Below are 19324 nucleotides of genomic sequence, written 5' to 3' on the forward strand. Positions count from 1 at the left end.
CCGACCCGTATCAACCGATCGAACGGCGCTACCGCATCACGCGGTCGATCCTCGAAGTGCTCGCCGAGTGCGGCCACCCGTGCACGATCATCACGAAGAACGCGCTGATCGAGCGCGACCTCGACATTCTGGTGCCGATGGCGCGCGCCAACCTGGTGCATGCGTTCGTGTCGGTGACATCGCTCGACAATCGCCTCGCGAGCACGCTCGAACCGCGGGCGAGCGCGCCGCATCGCCGGCTCGAAGCCGTCGCGAACCTCAATGCAGCCGGCGTGCCCTGCGGCGTGATGGTCGCGCCGATCATCCCGATGGTCACGGATTGCTACATCGAGCAGATCCTCGAACGGGCTGCGGAATCGGGTGCCCGGCGCGCCGGTTACACGGTGTTGCGCCTTCCATACGAATTGAAGGATCTGTTCCGCGAATGGCTCGCCCTGCACGTGCCCGATCGGGCGGAGCACGTGATGAGCCTGATCAACCAGATGCGCGGCGGCAAGGACAACGACGCGCGCTTCGGTTCGCGCATGCGCGGCGAAGGCCCGTTCGCGCAGCTGATCCGCCAGCGCTTCCGGCTTGCATGCCGCAAGCACGGCATGAACGAGGCACGCGATCTGTCGCTGGATGTTTCGGCCTTCGTTCCGCCGCGCGCGGCGTCACCCCAGTCCGAGTTGTTCTGAGCAGCGCACGGCTTTTTCATCTGCGCACCCGACGTCCTGTGTCAGGATCGCTCTCCCCCGACCTTGCGTGCCCATGACTGAAGCATCGGCGTTTCCTGCGAACCCTCCGCGTTTCGCGATTGCTCCTCGCCTCTTCGGGGGCGAAGCTGGAGCGCCAGGAGCGTGGCGCCAGCATCAGCTGTTCTTCGAACGAACGCTCCTCCAGCGTTTGACGGCAGCCGGTGCGCTCGTCGTCGGCACTTGCCTGCCGGAGTCACCGCTGCTCGCCCGCCAGGTCGCCGCGGCCTACGCTCGCGCGTGCGATGGCCTGGTGCTTCAGGGAGGTGCGAATATCGCCGGGGTATCCACGCTTCCAAGCGGGGGCGATGTCGGGCGTGCGCGTGACCGTTTCGAACTCGATCTGGTCGACGCATTTCTCGCGGTGGACAAGCCCATTCTCGGCATTTGCCGAGGCATGCAACTGCTGAACGTTGCTTTTGGTGGCACGCTGCAGACCCTTGCCGCGTCGCAGGCAGAGCATCACAGCGATCCGGCGCACTATGCCGCGCATGCCCACGCCGTCGAGCTGTCCGACGGCGGTTATCTCGCACATTTGTACGGGACGACGCGCGGCACGGTCAGCTCCGCTCATCGACAAGGCCTGCTGGAAGCAGGCAACGGCCTGCGTGTGGAGGCCACCTGTGCGGACGACGGCTGCGTCGAGGCGATCCGGTCCCTCGCGCATCGATACGCGGTGGGAACACAGTGGCATCCGGAATTCGATGATGCGGCGCAGGGTCGACTGTGTGGCGGCATGCTGTTCGGAGACTTCGTTGCCCATGCGCGCGTCAGCTAGACTTGCCTTGTTGCGGGTTTTCCAGGCGCGAATGCATGAATGGAATCGCCGATCGATCCCGCAGCGACGCGGCGGGATCGCCATGGAACGGCAAGCGCTCGACTCTTGCGGCGCTGGCGCCACAGTTGCGATGCAGTCGCGTACCGGCGGGAATCGGCATCGGCTTTGCCCGCTGGAACGATCGGCGTGAGGCCACGCTGGATTTCATCACCGCCCATTTCGGGCAGGCGCTCCTCGCGGCGCGAAGCGATCGAGCGGACGAGGACGCATTGGCGGCGTCGAAAGCCGGGCACTACCGCACCGTGCTCGATGTGCCCGGATCGGACCGCAGCGCCATTGCGGACGCGATCGACGCCGTGTTCGGCAGCTACGGGCACGCGCGGTCGACCGATGAAGTGTTCATGCAGCGGCAAGTCACCGGCGTTCGCGACGCCGCGGTGGCGTTCACCCACGCGCTTCCCGACGGCGCTCCCTACCATGTCGTGAGCGTCGCCAAGGGTCCGCGCAGCGACCACGTCACACGTGGCGATACCGACGTCGACACCTGGTACTCGGCGCGAACCGACGGTCGGCTCGATGGTCTCCCTGCACCGTACCGCGTCTATCTGGATGCATTGCGCGAGATCGAGTCGGTGGTTGGCGATCAATCCTGCGAAGTCGAGATGGTCGCGGATGACGCCGACATCATCTGGCTGTTGCAGGTGCGACCCCTGACGCTGCCGCCATGCGACGAAGCACCCGTGGATCGGCTGCGACATGCCCTCGAATCGGATCTGGCCGCCCTCGCGACGCAACCGCCGTTGCTCGGCATGATGCCGGACTGGAATCCCGCGGAGCTGCTCGGCGAACATCCGCGCCCGCTCGCGCGCGAACTGTTCGATACGTTGATCACCCGTCGCGCATGGTGGCTCGGGCGCCGCGCACTCGGGTACGCACGCATCGAAGAAACTCGTCTGCTGCGCTTCATCGCCGGTCGACCCTACGTGGACGCACGCACAAGCTTTCGCTCGCTTGTTCCGGCCGGTCTCGATGCCGACATCGGCGAACGCCTCGTGGCCGCTTACTGCGAGCGACTTCGCGCGCACCCCGAGTACCACGACAAGATCGAGTTCGACGTGGCGTTCACCACGTTGACGTTCGGCCTGGCTGACGCGTTCGCGTCTCGCTACCCCGCGCTGCTGGACACCGCGCAGTTCTCGACCTTCCAGGAGACGTTGCGCGCGCCCACATCGGCGGCGCTCGATGCTGCGCTGACGGATCGTCTGATCCACAGTTTCACGCGCGATCTGCGTCTGGCGCCACCCGGCGCAGAACCGGCGCGCCTGCGGCGCTGGATCGAACGTCTCGAGCTGCGCACCGGTGTGCGCTTTGCAATGGCAGCAAGACAGGCTTTTGCGATCGAAGCACTTCTTCGATCCGCAGTGGACATCGGCGCGCTGGATCCGACTTCATGGCTGCAGATGAGACAGTCCGTCGCCAGTTGCGCCGGCCTGTCCGCGTCCATCGACGGTGACGACGCGCATGTGCGTGCCGGCACCTTTGAAATTTCGGCCCCTACACGGAAGGAATTTGCGCGTCCTCCGTTCGCGCAGCAACCGCCGCGCGACGCGAACCCTCGCGCTTTGTGGACTCTCGACGCACAGATCTCACGCGATCTTCGCGATGCGCTGCATGAACTCCGATTGCACATCGACGTTGAAGCATTGTTCGCGCAGTACGCGCGCGTTGTGCACGCGCGTGAGTTCGGCAAATGCGTGTTTGCACGCGGCATCTCGCTTGCGCTGGATGCCCTCGCGAGCCGCGCAGAGTCGCTGGGGATCGACCGTTGCACGGCCGGCTGGCTCGGCCTCGACGATCTGCTCGATCCGGCACTGGCGCGCGAACGCCTGCAGGAACGCGCCCTCGTCGCGCGGAACGCGCATGCGGTCGAGGCCCGCATCCGCATGCCCCTGCTCATCCGCGATCATCGACTCGATGTCGTGCACTACGCCCACGGCCAAGCCAACTGGCTGGGGAACGGGCGCGTCGACGATGTGCCGACGATTGTCGATGCACAGACCGATCCGGATCGCGTGCCGATGCATGCGCTCATCGCCATTGCGAGTGCCAACCCCGGCTTCGACTGGATCTTCCGACGGCGCCCCGCGGCATTGCTCACCGCATTCGGCGGGCCCAACTCGCACATGGCGATCCGCTGCGCAGAAGCCGGCGTACCGGCCCTGCTCGGGATCGGACCTGATGCGTTCCGGCGCGTCATCAGCGCCCGCCGCATCAGCATCGACTTCGGAGGCCGCCGATGGAGCCTCGGCTGAACGCCGCTGCGCTGGACTGGGACTACAGCGCCCTTGCCGAGCATTATCGGTTGCGCGCGCCTTACTCCACCGCGGCATTGCGCGACCTGTGCGCGTTGATGCAGTTGGCTCCGGGCGCGGTCTGCGCAGACATCGGTGCCGGTACCGGCCGCCTCACGGCGACGCTGGTTGCAGAGGGTTTTCGCGTCGATGCGATCGAACCCAACGCCGCCATGCGCGCATTCGGCGAGCGCGACGTGCCAGAGGCGAACTGGCTCGACCGGCGAGGAGAAGCGACCGGATTGCCCGCGCGCAGTCATGACCTGCTCACGTTCGGCTCCTCCTTCAATGTCATCGATACGCCGCCCGCTCTCGATGAGGCGGCACGCGTGCTGCGACCGGGTGGATGGCTGGTCTGCCTGTGGAATCATCGCGACCTCGACGATCCGTTGCAGCATCGATTGCAAGCGGCGATCGAATCCCTGGTGCCCGGCTACGAACATGGTCAGCGCCGCGAAGATCCGAGCCCGCTGATCGTCGCCGACGGCCGCTTTGGAGCCGTCCGCTGCATTGTCGGCGATCTGCTGCATGCAACGCCTGCGCGCGAATTCGTCGCGGGATTCCGGGCGCACGCAACGTTGGTGCGCCAGGCCGGGGACGCAATGCCGGCGGTGCTGGAGGCCCTCGACGCGATCGTCGCCGATCAACCCATTCTCGCCATTCCGTTCGTCACGCGCGTCTACGCGACGCGACGGAACGACCTCCGATGACCGCGGCGATCATCCTCGCCGCGGGGCGCGGAGCGCGCCTCGGCCGTTACACAAGTCATCTGCCCAAGGCACTGGTGCGGGTGGCTGGTCGATCGCTGATCGACTGGCATCTGCACTGTCTCGCCAATTGCGGGATTGAACGCGTGGTGATCGTTGGCGGTTACCGCTGCCGGCAGCTGGAACGACCTGGCGTCGAGTTGATCGAAACGCCGCAATGGCCCGATTCCGGTCCGATGGAGTCGCTGTGCGCAGCCCGACCGGCCAGACTCAACAGCGGTTTCCTCGTCCTCTACGCCGACAGCGTGCACCACTGCTCCAACGTTCGTGCAGTGCTCGACTGTCCGGCGGATATCGCCGTTGCGGGAGATCGCGCCTGGCGCGATCTCTGGCAGCAACGTCACACCGCTCCGCTGATCGATGCGGAAACGTATCGCGGCGACGACGGCTGGCTGCGCGAGATTGGCGCGAAGCCGACGAGTCTCGACGGAATCGAGGCGCAGTTCGCTGGCCTGCTTCACTTCACACCCTCCGGCTGGTCGAAGGCGGAACAATTCGCCGCGGATTCGCGGCCCGCGCCGACGGACATGACCGCCCTGCTTTCCGGTCTTCTGCGCGCAGGCCAACCCATCGCGGACGTTCCCATCCATGGGCGCTGGTGCGAAGTCGACAGTGCGGACGATCTCCGACTGTGCCGCCGCAGGCTGCACGACACACGTCGATGGACCCATGACTGGCGTGAAAGGCCGAGCGTCGCATGAACCCGGTGATCTGGATAACCGGGTTGCCCGGCGTCGGCAAGACCGAGGCCGCGAAAGCCGTCGTTGCGCGGCTGCGCACCGATGGCCAGTCATGCCTGCTGCTCGACGGCGATTCATTGAGGCAGGTTCTTGCACCGCTGCTCGGCGGCTACGACGTCGTGTCACGAAGGTGCCTTGCAGAGACGTACGCGAACGTCGCCGGACTCGTCGCCGGACAAGGCACGATCAGCGTCGTGGCAACTGTTTCGCTGTTCGCGGACATCCACACGCGCAATCGCGCCCGCTTCGCGCCTTATCTCGAAGTGCTGCTGACGTGCGACGAAGCCGAACGTGAAAGGAGACGTCCACGCGCGGATCTCGGGAGCGGTCCGCAGGTCGGCGTCGACATCGCGCCCGAATGGCCGGTTGCACCGGACTTGCGGATCGACACTGGCTGTTTGACGGCCGCGGAAATCGGCGCGCGCGTCGTGACTCGGTGGCAAGCACTTGGTCATGCGCGATAGCACGTCGTTCCATGCGTTCCCGCAGCGTTGCGGCTTTGACCGGTACGACATCGACCTCGTCTCGCCCGAAGCGCCGTGTGGCGCGGCGTGGCTGGTGAACTGCCTGCTCGAACTCGGCATTCCCGCGTGGAAGCCGTGGGGCAGCGATGATCGCGCGCACTGGCAGCAACTCGATCGGTTCCGTTACCGGTATGTCGGCGGCGACAACGGCTGGAGCCGGGTGCTTCCGGCGCTGTCGGCCGGACGCGTCTTCGACTTTCGCGGCGATCATTGCGTGCGCGTGCATCACGCCTGGCCCGACCTGTATCCAGCGACGACGCATCGGCTGATGTTCGTGCGCGACCCGCGAGAAGCACTCCACTCGGCGTGGCAACGATCCCGGCGATCCGGAGCACCACCGACCGGGCAGGATTTCATCGGCTTCTGTGCAAGCCGCTTTTTCCACTACCCCGTCTCGTGGCAGGACTACCTGCTGGTGTTCCTGCGCGTATGGCGGAGCGCCGTCGAGCGTGATGGCACAAAGATCGTGCGGTTCGAGGATTACCGTCGCGATGCGCTCGCAACCCTGCTGGGCGTGACCGCTGATCTCGGTCTCGCAGTGACGCGCGAGGAAGCGCAGCGCGCGGTCGATGCCTCGTCGGTGGAGCAGGTGAAGGCGGAAGATCAGCGTCTGGTTTCGGCCGGCGTCGTTGACGGGTTGCTCGTGCAGGGCGACGCGCCAGGCACCGCCATCCAGTCGTTCGACGAAGCCATCCATCGGGAGATCGGCAGTTGCCTCATTGATCCCTGCGTCTGGCTGGGCTACCCGGCGAGTCCGCGTTCAGCGCGATCGCCGCCGCTTCATTCGCAACGCGAGGTGCATGCGGGATTCCTCGATGCGTTCCGCACGGCAGGCTTTCCAACGGATGAGGACGACTGGCTGTCGAAGGCCGTGTTCGACGCCGTCTTCGACGTCGATCTCCTGCGCGCGCCTGTTGCATAGGCGCGCGCGTCCGCGTCATGCCGAGATGGCGAGCCGCTCGCTGCGATAGATGTGCGCGGTGACGAGATACACCACGACCGCCGCGAGGGTGGTGCAGACAAAGCACAGACCAAGCTCGAACGGGGTGACCGGATCGCCGCGCAGCAGTCGCATGATCGCGACCTGCTGGCCCATCAGAGGCACGGTGTACATCCAGGTCTGCGCCTTGAGCGGGAACACCGACAGCATCAACGTCGGGATCACCGGCACGAACATCAGCAGCGACAGGTACGTCTGTGCCTCGCGATAGCTTTTGGCGAATGCGGCGGCAAGCGTCTGCAGCGTCGCCAGCACGAACACCAGCGGCAGCATCACGAACAGTGTCAGCAGCGCGAAATGCGGGCCGATTTCGAGGCTCATGCCGAGCTTCTCGGTCGGCAGGAATTGTCCGGCGACCGAGAATGCAACGATGCTGAGCAGCAGCGTGGTCAACGCGAACGCACTGGTCGCGGCCAGCTTGCCGATCAGGATGCGGCCGCGACCGACCGGGTTGACCAGCAGCGGCTCGAGCGACTGGCGCTCGCGCTCGCCCGCGGTGGTGTCGATCGCCAGCGCCATGCCGCCGACAAACACGCCGAGGATGAAGAAATACGGCAGCATGCTGAACATCGTTCCACTGCGCGCCTGCGCGGTTGACTGATCGCGCCCTGCGATCACCAGCGGCGTGTTCACCGACGGCGAGATTCCGCGCGCGATCAGACGCATCGCACCCGTGCGTCGCGAGTAGGCATCGAGCATCGACTGCAGTCGTGCGACCGACCCTTGCGCATCGCGCTGCGACTGGTCGTAGATGAGCTCGACCTGCGCGGGCTCGCCTTTGGTCCACGCGTCGGCGTAGTCGGCGGGAATGCGCAGCACCAGATCGACATCGTTGTCGCGCACCGCCTTTTCGGGATCCGCCGGCGCGGCCTTGATCTCGACGCCGCGATGACGCAGTTCCTCGATCAGGTTCGGCGCGCGTTCGGCACCGGCGACTGGAACGGGCAGCGGCTTTTCGGCCTTTTCGATCTCGCGCGTCACCGCGGTGTTGATGATGATCACGAACACCAGTGGCGCGAACAGCGGGCCGGTGATCAGCGTGTTGATCACCGTGCGGCGATCACGCAGGTTCTCGCGGATTTCCTTCCAGAAGACGATCAGCGCCGTTTTCATGCGTGCGTCTCCGACGTGTGTCCGGAGCCAAACGGTGAACACTCTGTCGACGTCATTCCCGCGAACGCGGGAATCCATTTTTTGCGCCTCGCCAATACACGTTCCTGTGTGGCGAAAAAGCGCGATGGATTCCCGCTTGCGCGGGACTGACGGCACGGTAGGAATCGACTGTCGACGCTCACGCCGCCAGCCCCTCTTCCGATCCAATGATGCTCACGAACGCGTCCTCGAGCGTTGCCGCACCCGTCTGCGCCTTCAGCGCCTCGGGCGATTCGTCGGCCACCACGCGACCGTGCGCAATCACCACGATGCGATCGCACAGCGCACCGACCTCCTGCATGATGTGGCTGGAAAACAGCACGCAGCGGCCTTCGCTTTTCAACTTGAGCATGAAGCTGCGCATCGCGCGCGTTGCCATCACGTCGAGTCCGTTGGTCGGTTCGTCGAGGATCACGTTGCGCGGGTCGTGCACCAGCGCGCGCGCAATCGCGGTCTTCACGCGCTGGCCTTGAGAAAATCCTTCGGTGCGCCGTTCCGCAATGTCGGCCATGTCGAGCGCGGCAATGAGCGCATCGATGCGCTGGCGGCGTGTCGCCGCATCGAGCCCCTGCAGGCGCGCGAAGTAATCGATGTTCTCGCGTGCCGTCAGCCGTTTGTAGAGGCCGCGTGCGTCCGGCAGTACACCGAGGCGGCGGCGCACCGCGATCGCGTCGACCGCCGCGTCGATGCCGTCGACGAGCACTTGACCCGAGTCCGGTCGCATCAGCGTGTACAGCATGCGCAGCGTGGTGGTCTTGCCGGCGCCGTTCGGACCGAGCAGGCCGGTAATCTCACCGTCGCGGGCGACGAACGACACGCCGCCGACGGCCTTCACGTCGCCGAACGCCTTGTGCAGATCCTTCACCTCGATCATGGCGCGGCTCCGTTGTAGGTCGTGAACGCGGGCGTCGCACCGAAGTCGGCGACGCAGCCGGCGTCGAGTTTCGCCGCGTCGAGCGTCTCGACAAAGGTCTTGACCAGTTTCGGGAAGCAGCCGCGCGCCATCACGCTGTGACCCTGGCCTTTCGCAACGAGCACGCGTCCGTTCGGCAGACCCTTGACGATCTGCTCCGCGTAACGCGGCGGGGTGACCGGATCGTATTCGCCGGAGAGGATCAGCACCGGCTTGTCGCTGGCGACTGGCGCGTGGAAATCCGCCGGCTTTTTCCCGTGCGGCCAGACCCCACACTGCGCGCGCATCACGCGTACCAGCGTGTCGCCAAGAATCAGCGGCGCATCCTGTGGACGATCGGTCAACGCGTCCGCATCTTCGGCGCAGACCACCGAAAGCTGCATGCCATTGCCGGCGAGGTCGGCGAGGTCGGCGGTGAGCAGATCTGCCTGCCCGAGCAGCGGTGCGTAGTCGCCCTTCAGTGCTCGCTCGATGCCGAGTGGCAGCAGCGCGCTGGTTTCGGTCGAGTAGGCGAACATGCGCACGATCGTCGCGAAGGTGTAGACGTCGAGCGGTCGCGACTTTTGTTCTTGGCTGCGCGGATCGCGATAGGCGACCGTCGGGGGATTTGCGGCGAGTGCATCGCGCAGCCGATACAGGTTGGCGTAGGGATCGCCGAGCGCCTTCGCACAGGCCGGTGTGCGCGTGCAATCGGCGAACTGCGCCTTGAGCGCCGCATCGAGGGCGACCGAGAAGTCCGACCCGAGAATCTGTTCGTTGGGCACCGCGCTGTCGAGCACGACGCTACGCACGCCGTCGGGATAACGTCGCAGGAACTGCTGCGCCACCCGCGTTCCATACGACACGCCAACGAGGTCGAACGTCGGCGCACCAAGCGCCTGGCGCACCGCTTCGAGATCCTCGACCGCCACCGTGGTCGTGTACTGCGCAGGATCGGCCGTCTTCGACACCTCATCAAGGCACACGCGGGTCTGCGTGCGCACCTTGTCGAGATCGATCTCGCGGACCGCCGCCGCGTCGACATCGGACGGATCGTCCTTGCACACCAGCGCATTCGATCCGCCGGTGCCGCGCTGATCGAGCAGCAACACGTTGTGGTGTTCGAGCAACGGGCCAAAGCCGGCAGCGGCGCGTGGCCACGCTTCGACCGCGGCCTGACCGGGTCCGCCTGCGAGCAACACCACGAGGTCGCGTGCGGTCGGCTGTTGCGCGCCGCGGATCAGCGCGAGCTTGAGGTCGATCTGACGTCCATCTGGATGGTCGCGATTCTCGGGCACCTTGAACGGCGCGCAGAATGCCGCGGTGGTCGCCGCGGAGTTGCGCTGGTCGAGCTCGCACGGCGTAAACGCGAGCGAGCCGAGCGTGAACCCGCGTTCGCCGGCGCGCTGGACGATGGGCACGCCCTGCGTCGACACCGTGGTCTTTGCTTCGGTCGAGCCGGGCGACCACCACGCCTTCGTCGCAAAGGCGAGCACGGCCAGTCCGACAGCTGCGAGTTTCAATGCGGTGCGTGGGGTCATGCGACTCTGGCCTCGTTGCATGATGCGCGGCGTGCGGAGCCTCAGCGCGAGGAGACGTATTTTTCGCGGCGGATGTGCGGCACCGCAAGGCCGGCTTCTTTCAGTTGCGCGAATGCCTCGTCGACCATGTTCGGATTTCCGCACAGGTACGCAATGTCGTGTTCGCCATTCGGACCGAGCGCGCCGAGCGCGACCTGTGCGTGTCCGTTGTGATCGTGCGGACGGGGAACCGCACGCGGTGATCGACTGAAACACGGATGGAAACTGAAACCGGGCACGTCGCGCGCGAACGCCTCGAACTCGTCGCCGTACAGCAGTTCGTCTTCGTTGCGCGCGCCGTAGACCAGCGCGAACGTGCAGCCACGCTTTGCGCTCCACGCGCGGATCAGCGGCTGCATGGCGCGGTACGGCGTGACGCCGGTCCCCGTTGCGACCAGCAGATAGCGCCGGTTGGTGTCCGCCTCCATCAGGCAGAAACGGCCGTAGGGCCCGCTCGCGTCGATCGAATGGCCCTCATCGAGCTGCGACAGCAGTTCGGTTGCCGCGCCGCCGTCGACGTAGGAGACCGCGATCTCGACCCGTTTGACGGGACCACCTGTGCCGTCACCCACCGTCGCGACCGAATAGCTGCGCTTGGTCGGCTTGCCGTCGGCGTAGTGGAAATGGATCTGGATGAACTGGCCCGGCACAAAGGCGAATGCAGCGCCGTCCTCGCGTTCGAAGGACAGGTGGCGGACCGAGGGAGCCAGCATGTGGCTGGCGACGAGACGAAGCTTGAATTGATCCATCGGGGCTGGATTGGCGCGGGGCGTGCGGAACAGCCCGGTATACTAGCAGGCAGCCGCGCATCCTCCCGCAGCGGCCCATACCGAGTCCCCATGACCCCGATCCCTGCGCTCGACGTCGTCGAGCTGAAGAAGACCTACGCCAATGGCGTCGAGGCGCTCAAAGGCATTTCACTCACTGTGCAGCCCGGCGATTTCTTCGCCCTGCTCGGGCCGAACGGCGCCGGCAAGTCGACACTGATCGGCATCCTCTCCTCGCTGGTCAACGCAACCAGCGGCGACGCGAAGATCTTCGGCGTGTCGATCCGCGAGCAGCGCAGCGAGGCAATGCGCCTGATCGGCCTGGTGCCGCAGGAACTGAACTTCAACATGTTCGAGAAGCCGTTCGACATCTGCGTGAACCAGGCCGGCTTCTATGGAATCCCGCGCGCCGAAGCGGCCGTGCGGGCGGAGAAATACCTCAAGCAGCTGGTGCTGTGGGACAAGGCGTTCGGCGTGGCGCGCGCGATGTCGGGCGGCATGAAACGCCGGCTGATGATCGCCCGCGCCATGATGAGCGAACCGCGCTTGCTGATCCTCGACGAACCGACCGCCGGCGTCGACATCGAGATCCGCCGCTCGATGTGGAAGTTCGTCAGTGCGATCAACGCGGCCGGCACCACGGTGATCCTCACCACGCACTACCTCGAGGAAGCCGAGCAGTTGTGCCGCAACATCGCGATCATCGACAAGGGTCGCATCATCGAGAACACCAGCATGCGGACGCTGCTGTCCAAGCTGGACATCGAAACCTTCGTGTTCGACCTGGTGCAGCCGGCGGCCAATCCACCGGATATTCCCGGCGTGCGCTTCACGAAGATCGACGACCTCACGCTCGAGGCGGAGATGGCGCGCAACCACGACCTCAATTCGATCTTCGCCAGCCTGACCGCGCACGGCATCGCGGTGCGCTCGATGCGCAACAAGGCAAACCGGCTGGAAGAACTGTTCGTGCGGCTGGTCGACGCGGGCAACGCCGCGCCGGGCAAGGTGGCGGCATGAGCACCCATCCGAACCTGATCGCCTTCACCACGATCACGCGCCGGGAAATCGTGCGGATCCTGCGCATCTGGCCGCAGACCCTGCTGCCGTCGGCGATCACGATGACGCTGTACTTCGTGATCTTCGGCAAGATGGTCGGCAGCCGCATCGGCGACATCGTGCCCGGCGTCGGCTACATCGACTTCATCGTGCCCGGCCTGATCATGATGGCGGTGATCACCAACAGCTACGGCAACATCTCCTCGTCGTTCTTCGGCGCGAAAATCGGCCGCCACGTCGAGGAAATGCTCGCCTCGCCGATGCCGAGCTGGGTGATCCTCACCGGCTACGTGACGGGGTCGGTGCTGCGCGGCCTGCTGGTCGCAGTGATCGTGCTGTTGATTTCGCTGTTCTTCACACGCATCCACCTGTATCACCCGCTGATCACCTTCTCGACCGTTCTGCTGACCTCGATCGTGTTTTCGCTCGCCGGCTTCGTCAACGCGGTGTATGCAAAGAAGTTCGACGACATCGCCCTGGTGCCCACCTTCGTGCTGACCCCGCTCACCTATCTTGGCGGCGTGTTCTATTCGGTCAACCAGCTCGGCACGCCGTGGCGCCAGATCAGCCACGCAAACCCGATCCTCTACATGGTCAACGCGTTCCGTTACGGCCTGCTCGGCATCAGCGAGATCTCGATGGGCGTGGCCTATGGCGTGATGGTCGGCTTCGCGGTGGTGCTGACGGCCGTCGGTCTCACCCTGCTCGATCGTGGCGTGGGCCTGCGTTCCTGACGATTGATGCCGCGGCGGGAACGATGCGTTTCCGCACGCCCGGATGGCATTGCGCCAATGCCACCGCATATCGTTGCGAGCAGCGCCAGCGTGGCGCGACGGGGAACACACCATGATCGAGCACAGACCTTTCAACACCCTCGGCGGCGCCGACCACGGCTGGCTGAAGGCGAAGCATCATTTCTCGTTCGCCAGCTACAACGAACCCTCACGGATGGGCTGGGGCGCGCTGCGCGTGTGGAACGACGACGAGATCGCGGCGGGCAGCGGTTTCCCGCCGCACCCGCACGCGGACATGGAGATCATCACCTATGTTCGCGAGGGCGCGATCACCCACGAGGACAGCCTCGGCAACAAGGGCCGCACCGAAGCCGGTGACGTGCAGGTGATGAGCGCGGGCAGCGGCGTTCGCCATGCCGAGTACAACGCGGAAGCCGATACCACGCGGATCTTCCAGATCTGGATCGTTCCCGATTCACGCGGCGGTGCGCCGTCGTGGGGCGCGCGTCCGTTTCCGAAAGGCGACCGCTCGGGGCGTTTTGTCAGTCTCGCCAGTGGCGTCGCCGGCGACACCGACGCGTTGCCGATCCGCGCAGATGCACGCGTGCTCGGCGCGACGCTGAAAGCGGGTGAATCGACCGAGTACACGCTCGGCGCGCAGCGGCACGCATACCTCGTGCTGGCGCAAGGCACAGCCGACGTCAACGGCGTCCATCTCGACACGCGTGACGGTGCGGCCATTCGCGACGAGTCCGTGATCCGCATCACCGCAGTCACCGACACCGAGATCGTGCTGGTCGACAGCATCTGACGCAGACCGAAGGCCGCACGCGCTTGCGCGGTCGGCGCTTTACGCAGGAGCGCCGGCCGCAAAAAACGCGTCCGGCCTACGGGTCGCCAGCGGTTCGGATGAATTAGAGTGGGCATCCACTCCCGCGGAGAATGCCCATGCGCACGATGATTCTGGTTTCGTTGCTCGGAGTCGTGTCGGCGCCTGCGCTCGCTGCCGACGCGCATCCGGTCGAACAGCCGCTTCTGCACGAGATCGCCGACCGGGTCAGCGCGGATGAATTGCACGCGACGATCACGCGTCTGGTCGGTTTCGGCACCCGCCACACGCTGTCGGACACGAAATCCGAAAAGCGCGGCATCGGTGCGGCGCGACGCTGGGTGAAGTCGCGCTTCGAATCGTTCTCCAGCGACTGCGGTGGCTGTCTCGACGTCGTCACGCCGTCGCAGACCTTCACCGGAAAGCGCGTGCCGCAACCGACCGAAGTGATGGACGTCGTCGCGATCCAGCGCGGCACCTCCGATCCGGATCGCGTGATCGTGATCACCGGGCACCTGGATTCGCGCGTCACCGACGTGATGGACACGACGCACGATGCGCCCGGCGCGAACGACGATGGTTCGGGCACTGCCGCGGTCATCGAAGCGGCGCGTGTGCTGTCGAAATACAAGTTCCCGGCGACGCTCGTGTATGCCGCACTGTCGGGCGAAGAGCAGGGTCTGTACGGCGGCAAGGTGCTCGCCGACTACGCGAAGCAAAAGAACTGGCAGGTCGAAACCGATCTCAACAACGACATCGTCGGCAACACGCACGGGCAGAACGGCGTGGTCGACAACACCGTGGTGCGCGTGTTTTCCGAAGGCACCAAGAGCAACGAAACGCTCGAACAGGCGAAGTTCCGCCGCTACCACGGTGGCGAAGTCGACTCGCCGTCGCGCAACATCGCACGCTACATGAGCGCGATGGCCGACGCCTATCTCGGAAATTTCTCCGTGCGCATGGTCTACCGAACCGACCGCTACGGCCGCGGCGGAGACCAGGTGCCATTCCTCGAAGCGGGCTTCCCGGCGGTGCGGGTGACCGAGGCGCACGAGAACTACACGCGCCAGCACCAGGACCTGCGTACCGAAGGCGGCATCCACTACGGCGACACGATCGACGGCGTCGACTTCGCGTACCTCGCGCAAGTCACGCGGCTCAATGCGGTCACCATGGCGTCGCTGGCGAAAGCGCCTGCGCCGCCGTCCGGCGTCGACATCGGAGGCGCGGTCACATCCGATACCGTCGTCACCTGGAAATCCGTGCCCGCTGCGGCGACGTATCGCGTGCACTGGCGTGACACGACAGCACCTCAATGGCAACGCAGCTATGCGGCCGGCGATGAAACCACGCTGACGCTGAAGAACGCGGTGATCGACGACGGATTTTTCGGCGTGAGTGCCGTTTCCGCGGACGGCTTCGCCAGCCCGGTCGCGTTTCCCGGCGACGCCGGCAGTTTTGGACCGGCCCCGCCGTAGGGCGGGCGCGCGAGGCGCGGCCGGCGCTCTTCGTGCAACCGGGCTCTTGAGCCGGCCGACCTTGCGGTCGTCCGGCCTACAACGCGAAGAACAGCGTCGCGTTTGCGGTGGTGATCACGGCCGTCTGCTCTGGCGTCTCGCCGCGCGCGGCGGCGACCGCTGCACACACATGCGCGAGATACATCGGTTCGTTCCGCCGATGCGACGGTTTGGGCTTCAAATCGCGCGGCAACAGATACGGCGCGTCGGTTTCGATCAGCAACCGGTCCGCCGGAATCAGTGGAACGAGATCGCGCAGGTGTCCACCGCGCCGTTCGTCGCAAATCCATCCGGTAATGCCGATGAAAAAACCGCGATCGATGTAATCGACCAGTTCGTCGCGTTCGCCGGTGAAACAATGCACCACGGCGCGCCCGATGCGTCCACGCACCGCATCCATGCACGCGATGAAATCGGCGTGCGCGTCGCGCTGGTGCAGGAACAGCGGCTTGCCGCTGTCGATCGCGATCGACAATTGCCGCTCGAACGCGGTGATCTGCGCCGCGCGTGGCGAGTAGTCGCGGAAATAGTCGAGGCCGGTTTCGCCAACCGCCTTTACAACCGGATCTGCGACGAGTTCGCGCAGCAATGCGTCTGTGCCATCGTCGTACTCGTGCGCGTGATGCGGGTGGACGCCCGCTGTCGCGTGAAGGAAGCCCGGATGCGCCCGGGCCAGCTCAAGTGCGGCGCGACTGCCGCCCGCGCTGGCGCCGGTGACGACGATCTCGGTGACACCGTGCGCGCGTGCACGTGCAAGCACCGCATCGAAGTCGGGACGGAAGGATTCGTGCGTGAGATTGGCGCCGATGTCGATCAAGGGATTGCGCTGCATCCGTCCGTATCGTTTTGCAGCTGGTGATTATGCGGGATCGCAGCACGCCTGCATGCCAACCGGTTCACCGCGAATTAACCCATTGCCGTGCATGCTCCGCATGTTCACATGCCTGACGCCAATACCCTGGGGATACCCGACCAATGAATACATTGAACTGCATGACGTTTGCGCTCGCCGCCGGCTTCGTGGCCACATCCGCATTCGCGGCCGACCGCACGGTCCTGTCGCCTGAGGGCGTCGCCGCGCACAATGCTGCCCCAGCGAACGTACGAAGCGCTGGAGCGCGTGCGAACGCTCCCGGTGCTGCGGGACCGAAAGTCGTCGGGACCAGCGTGTATCCGGGGACCCCGGGTGCCAATCCGTTTCGCGCGTACCCGCCGAGTTGCGCCGCGGATCCGTTACCTGACAACTGGCAAGCATCGACACCCATCTACTCGAAGCCGATCGGATTGTTCGCGACGAATCAGTTGCGGAACGAGCGGTACGTCGAGACCGTGCAGGTGACGGTATGGCGCATCGCCTGCAGCAGCAGCGGAAGTGCCACGCCCTACAATCCTGATGGCTTTTCGAACGCAATGACGCTCGTACGTCTGGATCGCTTGCCGCAGTTTGAAGGGGATACCACCGTGTTTCCGACGATGCCGGAGATCCTCGCGACTCAGGGCACTACTGCGATCAGTCCAGTGCGTGCAGCGGTCGAGCCGAACACGGTGATTTCCGCATTTCCCTACGATGCGCCGCTGTACAACAGCACCACGTTCGTCCTCGAGAACTTTCCCTACACTGGCTCGTCGTACTACACGTTCAGCGACGCATTCGTGTTGGGCGTCAATCCGAACATCGGAACGGGCGTGACGCCAATCGAGATACCGGACTATGCTCCGACTCAGGCGACGTATCCCGATGCGTTTGCTCTGCAGCCCTTCGACGGCTACTCGGCGGCGCAGTGGGTCGGTGGTCCGCGCAACGAAGGCCTGATTCTGCAGGTGACCGAGCAGCCGCAGAGCGATGGATCGACGGTACGCCAGCTCGTTTACGACCTGTTGACCAAGGACACGAACGGCAATTCGTTGTGGCTGGTCGGCAATGCAGCGTTTGCGGTGGGCCAGACCAGCGTGACGATCAACACCTACTTCCTCGGCAACCAGCTGGTGCAGAATTCGTGGGGTACCGCGAAGTTCGAACTCGTGGATTGCAACCATCTGGATGTGACGTTCTCTCCGAACGCGCAACTGCCCGCGCCAATTCCAAGCTTCAGCGGTCTTGCGACGTACGACCGCCTGTTCAGTGCGAACGGCATGCTCTGCGAATAAGCGCACGCGTTTGACGTGACGAGACGGCGCGGTCGGCAATCGACCGCGCCGTTTTCGTTTGGCGATGATCGTGGCGTCACCGACCGGCATGACCGGGATGGGACACTGAACATCGCAAACTGTCCTGCCTTTCCTTGATGCCGATGCCTCCGTCCACTTTGCCCGTCGACGCGATCCTCCCCGACCTGCGCCGTGCGCTGCGCGACGGCACGCGCGTCGTGCTCGAAGCGCCGCCGGGCGCCGGCAAGACCACGCGCATTCCTCCCGCGCTGCTTGATGAGCCATGGCTTGCGGGACGCACGATCCTGATGCTCGAGCCGCGTCGTATCGCAGCGCGTGCCGCGGCGGAGTACATGGCGGCGCAACGCGGAGAGCGCGTCGGCGACACCGTCGGCTACCGCATCCGCTTCGAAACGAAGGTGTCTGCCGCCACACGCATCGAAGTGGTCACCGAAGGCATTCTCACGCGGATGATCCAGGACGATCCCGAACTCGCAACGATCGGCGCCATCGTGTTCGATGAATTCCACGAGCGTCACCTGCACGGCGATCTTGGCGCGGCGCTGGCGCTCGACGTGCAGGCGAACCTGCGACCCGACCTTCGCCTCGTGATCATGTCGGCGACGCTCAACGGCGAACGCATCGCGCGCTGGTTCGATGCCGCTCAGCTGGTCAGCGAGGGGAGCAGTTTCCCGGTTCGCATTGCGCACCCGCCCGCGCGCGCGAACGAGTCATTTCCCGAACGCGGCTGGCCGTTCCACCTGCGTCGCGCGGTCGAGCTTGCGCTCGCGGAGAATGACGGCGACGTGCTGGTGTTCCTGCCCGGCAAGCGCGAGATCGACATCGCGGCGCGCGCGCTGGAATCGCTGCGCGCTGACGCCATTCCTTCCCCTGCGCAGCGGGGGAAGGAATTGATGTCTCCGGCACGACAAATTTCGATCGTTCCGCTGCATGGCGAGCTCGCGCTTGCCGACCAGCACGCGGCACTCGCGCCGGCCGCGCCTGGCCAGCGGCGCGTGGTGCTCGCCACCAACGTCGCGGAATCGAGCCTGACACTTCCCGGCGTGCGCAGCGTGGTTGATCTCGGGCTCGCACGCGAGCCGCGTTTCGATCCGAATTCCGGATTCACGCGGCTCGAAGCGATCGGTATTTCGCAAGCCTCGGCCGATCAACGGGCCGGCCGTGCCGGTCGCCTCGGACCGGGCACGTGCTATCGGCTGTGGCCGCAGAGCCGCCGTCTCGATGCGGAACGCACGCCGGAAATTGCACAAGTGGAACTTGCGCCGCTCGCCCTCGAACTCGCCGCGTGGGGCGACGATTCACTGCGCTGGCTCGATCCGCCGCCAGCTGGCGCCATGGCACAAGCGCGCGATGTGCTGCGCCGGCTCGGAGCGATGGAAGACACCCAGCGCATCACCGCGCAGGGACGACGCATGCTCGGCCTGGGCGCCCATCCGCGGCTGGCGGCCGCGATACTGGCCGCTCCGGCATCGATGCAGGCGCAAGCGTGCGATCTGGTGGCACTGGTTGAAGCGCGTAATCCATTGCGCGGCGATGCCGGGCGCAGCGACGACTTTCGTCATCGCGTCGCCGCATTGCAGGCATGGCGCACGCGCGACCGAGGTACCGCGCGTGACCTCGGCGCGGATTCCGGCGCACTCGCCGCGATCGCGCAGGCGGGCGATGCGTGGCGACGGCGCGTGGAACCCCGCAGGAGCGGCTTCAGCCGCGATGCGTCGGATACCAGAAGCA

The 19324-nt window shown here is 65.4% G+C and carries 18 protein-coding genes; 13 read left to right on the forward strand and 5 right to left on the reverse strand.

Annotation, left to right across the window (positions count from 1 at the left end; genetic code table 11):
• The 7 genes from ABIV12_RS04140 to ABIV12_RS04170 all read left to right on the forward strand — a co-directional run.
• On the forward strand, positions 1 to 677 hold a 677-nt coding region (locus ABIV12_RS04140; RefSeq protein ID WP_348056528.1), incomplete at its 5' end, for a radical SAM protein.
• A 73-nt stretch (positions 678 to 750) separates the two neighbouring features.
• Positions 751 to 1512 carry a gamma-glutamyl-gamma-aminobutyrate hydrolase family protein gene (locus tag ABIV12_RS04145; protein ID WP_348056530.1) on the forward strand — a complete coding sequence of 254 codons (762 nt, stop codon included), beginning with the start codon at positions 751 to 753 and terminating at the stop codon, positions 1510 to 1512.
• Positions 1513 to 1547: 35 nt separating this feature from the next.
• Positions 1548 to 3824: a PEP-utilizing enzyme gene (locus ABIV12_RS04150; RefSeq protein WP_348056532.1), complete on the forward strand. Its 2277-nt coding sequence runs from the start codon at positions 1548 to 1550 to the stop codon at positions 3822 to 3824.
• Complete coding sequence (locus ABIV12_RS04155; RefSeq protein WP_348056534.1) at positions 3809 to 4573, forward strand: methyltransferase domain-containing protein; 765 nt, start codon at positions 3809 to 3811, stop codon at positions 4571 to 4573. The genes ABIV12_RS04150 and ABIV12_RS04155 overlap by 16 nt, the downstream gene beginning before the upstream one ends.
• On the forward strand, positions 4570 to 5331 hold the full coding sequence (locus tag ABIV12_RS04160; protein ID WP_348056536.1) for a phosphocholine cytidylyltransferase family protein: 762 nt from the start codon (positions 4570 to 4572) through the stop codon (positions 5329 to 5331). Before ABIV12_RS04155 ends, ABIV12_RS04160 begins: the two co-directional genes overlap by 4 nt.
• Entirely contained in the window at positions 5328 to 5834 is a 507-nt protein-coding gene (locus ABIV12_RS04165; protein ID WP_348056538.1) for an adenylyl-sulfate kinase, read from the forward strand. Before ABIV12_RS04160 ends, ABIV12_RS04165 begins: the two co-directional genes overlap by 4 nt.
• Positions 5824 to 6816, forward strand: a complete 993-nt coding sequence (locus ABIV12_RS04170) for a sulfotransferase domain-containing protein (protein ID WP_348056540.1) — start codon at positions 5824 to 5826, stop codon at positions 6814 to 6816. The genes ABIV12_RS04165 and ABIV12_RS04170 overlap by 11 nt, the downstream gene beginning before the upstream one ends.
• Positions 6817 to 6831: 15 nt before the next feature.
• Here ABIV12_RS04170 and ABIV12_RS04175 read toward each other — a convergent pair whose 3' ends face one another.
• The 4 genes from ABIV12_RS04175 to ABIV12_RS04190 all read right to left on the reverse strand — a co-directional run bounded on the left by ABIV12_RS04175 (position 6832) and on the right by ABIV12_RS04190 (position 11267).
• The gene (locus tag ABIV12_RS04175; protein ID WP_348056542.1) at positions 6832 to 8007 is read right to left on the reverse strand and encodes an ABC transporter permease; all 1176 of its coding nucleotides are present in this window, start codon (positions 8005 to 8007) and stop codon (positions 6832 to 6834) included.
• A 178-nt stretch (positions 8008 to 8185) separates the two neighbouring features.
• Complete coding sequence (locus tag ABIV12_RS04180) at positions 8186 to 8920, reverse strand: ATP-binding cassette domain-containing protein (protein WP_348056544.1); 735 nt, start codon at positions 8918 to 8920, stop codon at positions 8186 to 8188.
• Entirely contained in the window at positions 8917 to 10479 is a 1563-nt protein-coding gene (locus tag ABIV12_RS04185; protein WP_348056546.1) for an alpha/beta hydrolase, read from the reverse strand. Before ABIV12_RS04185 ends, ABIV12_RS04180 begins: the two co-directional genes overlap by 4 nt.
• Positions 10480 to 10520: 41 nt before the next feature.
• A complete protein-coding gene (locus tag ABIV12_RS04190; RefSeq protein ID WP_348056548.1) occupies positions 10521 to 11267 on the reverse strand; it encodes an FAD-binding oxidoreductase in 747 nt (248 codons plus the stop codon).
• 90 nt (positions 11268 to 11357) lie between these two features.
• On the opposite strand from ABIV12_RS04190, the gene ABIV12_RS04195 reads away from it, so the two are divergent.
• The 4 genes from ABIV12_RS04195 (at position 11358) to ABIV12_RS04210 (ending at position 15385) form a co-directional block, all read left to right on the forward strand.
• Positions 11358 to 12305, forward strand: a complete 948-nt coding sequence (locus ABIV12_RS04195) for an ABC transporter ATP-binding protein (protein ID WP_348056549.1) — start codon at positions 11358 to 11360, stop codon at positions 12303 to 12305.
• Entirely contained in the window at positions 12302 to 13078 is a 777-nt protein-coding gene (locus ABIV12_RS04200; RefSeq protein WP_348056551.1) for an ABC transporter permease, read from the forward strand. The genes ABIV12_RS04195 and ABIV12_RS04200 overlap by 4 nt, the downstream gene beginning before the upstream one ends.
• A gap of 112 nt (positions 13079 to 13190) precedes the next feature.
• Positions 13191 to 13889 (forward strand): pirin family protein, encoded by a 699-nt coding sequence (locus tag ABIV12_RS04205; RefSeq protein WP_348056553.1) that lies wholly within the window; start codon positions 13191 to 13193, stop codon positions 13887 to 13889.
• 137 nt (positions 13890 to 14026) lie between these two features.
• Positions 14027 to 15385 carry a M28 family metallopeptidase gene (locus tag ABIV12_RS04210; protein ID WP_348056554.1) on the forward strand — a complete coding sequence of 453 codons (1359 nt, stop codon included), beginning with the start codon at positions 14027 to 14029 and terminating at the stop codon, positions 15383 to 15385.
• 76 nt (positions 15386 to 15461) lie between these two features.
• Here the strand turns inward: ABIV12_RS04210 and ABIV12_RS04215 are convergent, their stop codons facing one another.
• Positions 15462 to 16256 carry a TatD family hydrolase gene (locus tag ABIV12_RS04215; RefSeq protein ID WP_348056556.1) on the reverse strand — a complete coding sequence of 265 codons (795 nt, stop codon included), beginning with the start codon at positions 16254 to 16256 and terminating at the stop codon, positions 15462 to 15464.
• Between the two features lie 143 nt (positions 16257 to 16399).
• On the opposite strand from ABIV12_RS04215, the gene ABIV12_RS04220 reads away from it, so the two are divergent.
• Positions 16400 to 17572, forward strand: a complete 1173-nt coding sequence (locus tag ABIV12_RS04220) for a hypothetical protein (RefSeq protein ID WP_348056558.1) — start codon at positions 16400 to 16402, stop codon at positions 17570 to 17572.
• A gap of 143 nt (positions 17573 to 17715) precedes the next feature.
• Positions 17716 to 19324 (forward strand): ATP-dependent helicase HrpB (hrpB, locus tag ABIV12_RS04225; RefSeq protein WP_348056560.1); only part of this gene is annotated, 1609 nt, incomplete at its 3' end.

The organism is Dokdonella sp., assembly GCF_039926425.1.
Taxonomy (GTDB): Bacteria; Pseudomonadota; Gammaproteobacteria; order Xanthomonadales; family Rhodanobacteraceae; genus Dokdonella_A.

Bases quoted from the DNA above. Each gene is read 5' to 3' on its own strand.
- ABIV12_RS04180 (WP_348056544.1), bottom strand. From the start codon at position 8,920: ATGATCGAGGTGAAGGATCTGCACAAGGCGTTCGGCGACGTGAAGGCC.
- ABIV12_RS04185 (WP_348056546.1), bottom strand. From the start codon at position 10,479: ATGACCCCACGCACCGCATTGAAACTCGCAGCTGTCGGACTGGCCGTG.
- ABIV12_RS04150 (WP_348056532.1), top strand. From the start codon at position 1,548: ATGAATGGAATCGCCGATCGATCCCGCAGCGACGCGGCGGGATCGCCA.
- ABIV12_RS04215 (WP_348056556.1), bottom strand. From the start codon at position 16,256: ATGCAGCGCAATCCCTTGATCGACATCGGCGCCAATCTCACGCACGAA.
- ABIV12_RS04190 (WP_348056548.1), bottom strand. From the start codon at position 11,267: ATGGATCAATTCAAGCTTCGTCTCGTCGCCAGCCACATGCTGGCTCCC.
- ABIV12_RS04165 (WP_348056538.1), top strand. From the start codon at position 5,328: ATGAACCCGGTGATCTGGATAACCGGGTTGCCCGGCGTCGGCAAGACC.
- ABIV12_RS04175 (WP_348056542.1), bottom strand. From the start codon at position 8,007: ATGAAAACGGCGCTGATCGTCTTCTGGAAGGAAATCCGCGAGAACCTG.
- ABIV12_RS04205 (WP_348056553.1), top strand. From the start codon at position 13,191: ATGATCGAGCACAGACCTTTCAACACCCTCGGCGGCGCCGACCACGGC.
- ABIV12_RS04220 (WP_348056558.1), top strand. From the start codon at position 16,400: ATGAATACATTGAACTGCATGACGTTTGCGCTCGCCGCCGGCTTCGTG.
- ABIV12_RS04210 (WP_348056554.1), top strand. From the start codon at position 14,027: ATGCGCACGATGATTCTGGTTTCGTTGCTCGGAGTCGTGTCGGCGCCT.
- ABIV12_RS04145 (WP_348056530.1), top strand. From the start codon at position 751: ATGACTGAAGCATCGGCGTTTCCTGCGAACCCTCCGCGTTTCGCGATT.
- ABIV12_RS04195 (WP_348056549.1), top strand. From the start codon at position 11,358: ATGACCCCGATCCCTGCGCTCGACGTCGTCGAGCTGAAGAAGACCTAC.
- ABIV12_RS04155 (WP_348056534.1), top strand. From the start codon at position 3,809: ATGGAGCCTCGGCTGAACGCCGCTGCGCTGGACTGGGACTACAGCGCC.
- ABIV12_RS04160 (WP_348056536.1), top strand. From the start codon at position 4,570: ATGACCGCGGCGATCATCCTCGCCGCGGGGCGCGGAGCGCGCCTCGGC.
- ABIV12_RS04200 (WP_348056551.1), top strand. From the start codon at position 12,302: ATGAGCACCCATCCGAACCTGATCGCCTTCACCACGATCACGCGCCGG.
- ABIV12_RS04170 (WP_348056540.1), top strand. From the start codon at position 5,824: ATGCGCGATAGCACGTCGTTCCATGCGTTCCCGCAGCGTTGCGGCTTT.